At 63.4% G+C, this 2046-nt stretch carries 4 protein-coding genes; 1 reads left to right on the top strand and 3 read right to left on the bottom strand.

Annotated features, from left to right (window positions below; all coding sequences use genetic code 11):
* Positions 1-101, top strand: a 101-nt coding sequence (locus AC2VOK_RS20735; RefSeq protein ID WP_428902120.1) for a hypothetical protein, incomplete at its 5' end; no start/stop codon positions are given.
* Between the two features lie 4 nt (positions 102-105).
* Here the strand turns inward: AC2VOK_RS20735 and AC2VOK_RS20730 are convergent.
* The 3 genes from AC2VOK_RS20730 to AC2VOK_RS20720 form a co-directional block, all read right to left on the bottom strand.
* Positions 106-681, bottom strand: coding sequence for a histidine phosphatase family protein (locus AC2VOK_RS20730; RefSeq protein WP_428902119.1), 576 nt, complete (start codon positions 679-681; stop codon positions 106-108).
* Positions 678-1940 carry a sulfate adenylyltransferase gene (gene sat, locus AC2VOK_RS20725; RefSeq protein ID WP_428902117.1) on the bottom strand — a complete coding sequence of 421 codons (1263 nt, stop codon included), beginning with the start codon at positions 1938-1940 and terminating at the stop codon, positions 678-680. The genes AC2VOK_RS20730 and sat overlap by 4 nt, the downstream gene beginning before the upstream one ends.
* Positions 1915-2046 (bottom strand): heavy metal-binding domain-containing protein (locus tag AC2VOK_RS20720; protein ID WP_428902118.1); only part of this gene is annotated, 132 nt, incomplete at its 5' end. The genes AC2VOK_RS20720 and sat, both read right to left, overlap by 26 nt.

Raw genomic sequence — 2046 nt, 5'->3', positions numbered from 1 at the left:
TCAGCTTTCAGCTGAACTGGCCCCGCGACCACGGGCCGACCGTGACCGGGTGGATGCTGACCATCGCCAAACAGGTGTTCGCGTTGATCGCCCCGCGCTGACCGGTTACAGCCGTAGCCGCCAGCGGCCCTTCCGGCAGTGCAAGACGATGCGGCTGAGCGGCGCGACGTCTATCCGCCAAAACGATGTCGGGGGAACGTCAAGGGCCAGCAGGATCGCCGCGCGAACCACTGCCGGGTGGGTCACCGCCACCGTCCGCGACGGATCACCAGGCGGACCCTGTTCCACTGACTCCAGCCAGTCGCCCACCCGGTCGATCAGCTCGAGGATCGACTCGCCCCCGTGCGGCGCGCGGGCCGGTTCGGTGAGCCACTGCTCCAGGTCGGCGGGGCGGACATCCCAAAGCGCCTTGCCGCGCCACCACCCGCAATCCAGGTCGGCCAACCTCGGCTCTGTTGCGGCCTGCAACCCCAGCAATTTGGCGGTTTGGTAGACACGCTGTTCGGGCCCGGCGAGCTGGCGCACCTTGGTGCCGGCCAGTCCTTGGGTGTCCAGGCCGGACATCGCTTCGAGCTGTCGCCAGCCGAGGGCGTTGATCGGCTCGTCGGCCGGGAAACGCTCGGCCACCATGGCGTCGGTCACCGCGTGCGACACCAGGGTCAGCCTAACGACGCCCGTCAGCGCAATCCTTCCAGTTGGTTCAGCGTGAAGATCGGGAGGCGGTCTTTGAGGTACTCGTCGTTGACGAAGGGCGAGCCTTTTCCGTGTTGTGTGGCGGCGTCCATGACGACGTCGAACACTTCTGGGCGCATGACCATCCGGGTGGGTTTGACCTCGTCGGTCAGGATGCTTCTGATCAAACTGCCGCTGAAACTTTGTGCGGTGTCGTCAAAACCGCACAGGGAGGAACTTTCGATGTCCCCGCACTCGGGGCTGAACCAGTTCTCGCGCAGAAAGACCGGCTTGAGCGAGAGCTTGTCGCGGTATTGGGTCAGGAGGTTCTGTGCATCGTAGGGGCCGTAGAAATCGCCGACGCCTGCGTGATCGCGGCCGAACATGTGGTGCGAGCAGCCGAGGTTCGTTCTCAAGATGGCGTGAAACAGCGCCTCGCGCGGGCCCGCGTAGCGCATGTCCCACAGCGTGAACGAGACCATGTGCACGTCTTCGCGGAAATATCCACTGGTGCGCAACGCGTTCTGCGCCAACAGGATCGCCTCGTCGATGTAGTCCCCGACGCGCTTTTGCCCCATGATGGCGTTGACCAGGACCCCCGTCTTGAGCGTGTCGACCGGCAGGTCCTCGTTCGCGGCGAACCATGCCTGTTTCATCAGTGCCTCATGGCCGGTGTGGGGAACGTTGCGGGTCTGATGGGCCACAACGTGCTGCCAGCCCTTTTTCTGCGCCACCTCGCGGTGCGCCTTGGGGGTCAACCAGAAACTCTTGAACGGCTCGTTGAACACCGGCTCGTTGATCAGGGTGATGTCACCGCCAAGGAACCTGTCCTGGTATGCCAACATCTTCTTGACACCGGGATGGCGCGGATCGCTGGTGCCGTAGGTCTTTTGCGCCATCTGCTCATGGTCGTATGCGTAGATCTCGGCGACGTCGAAGATCGCCATCGGGGCGCCCAGATACTCCAACACCACACTGGAGCCCTCTGTGACCCCGAACTTGGTGATGTCCTCGTTCGACATGTCGAACACGATGGGGATGCTCCACAACGTGCCATCCGGCAACGCCATGTCGTTCAACGTCCCATCCACCTGCGCCCGGGACATGAAACCGGTCAACGGCGTGAAAAAACCGTACGAAAGACTGATCACCTCATGCGCGAGCGCCTTCGATATAGGAACGCGCGTCACACCCTCGACACGCCGGGCCGCATCCCCGGTCGACACCCGATCCACGATCGGCTTACCGTTGTGACCGATGTAATCCATGCACCGCACGCACTGCCGTGCCGTAGGCGCAGATCTCGGTCAGCCCGTCGCCGATCTCGGTGGTGTCGAACCGCATCCCGACGATCGCGTTGGCTCCGCGGTTGTG

The organism is Mycobacterium sp. TH-M116, assembly GCF_057473685.1.
The sequence above is the reverse complement of the archived record's forward strand: the minus strand, read 5'-3'. Positions and strand labels throughout refer to the sequence as shown.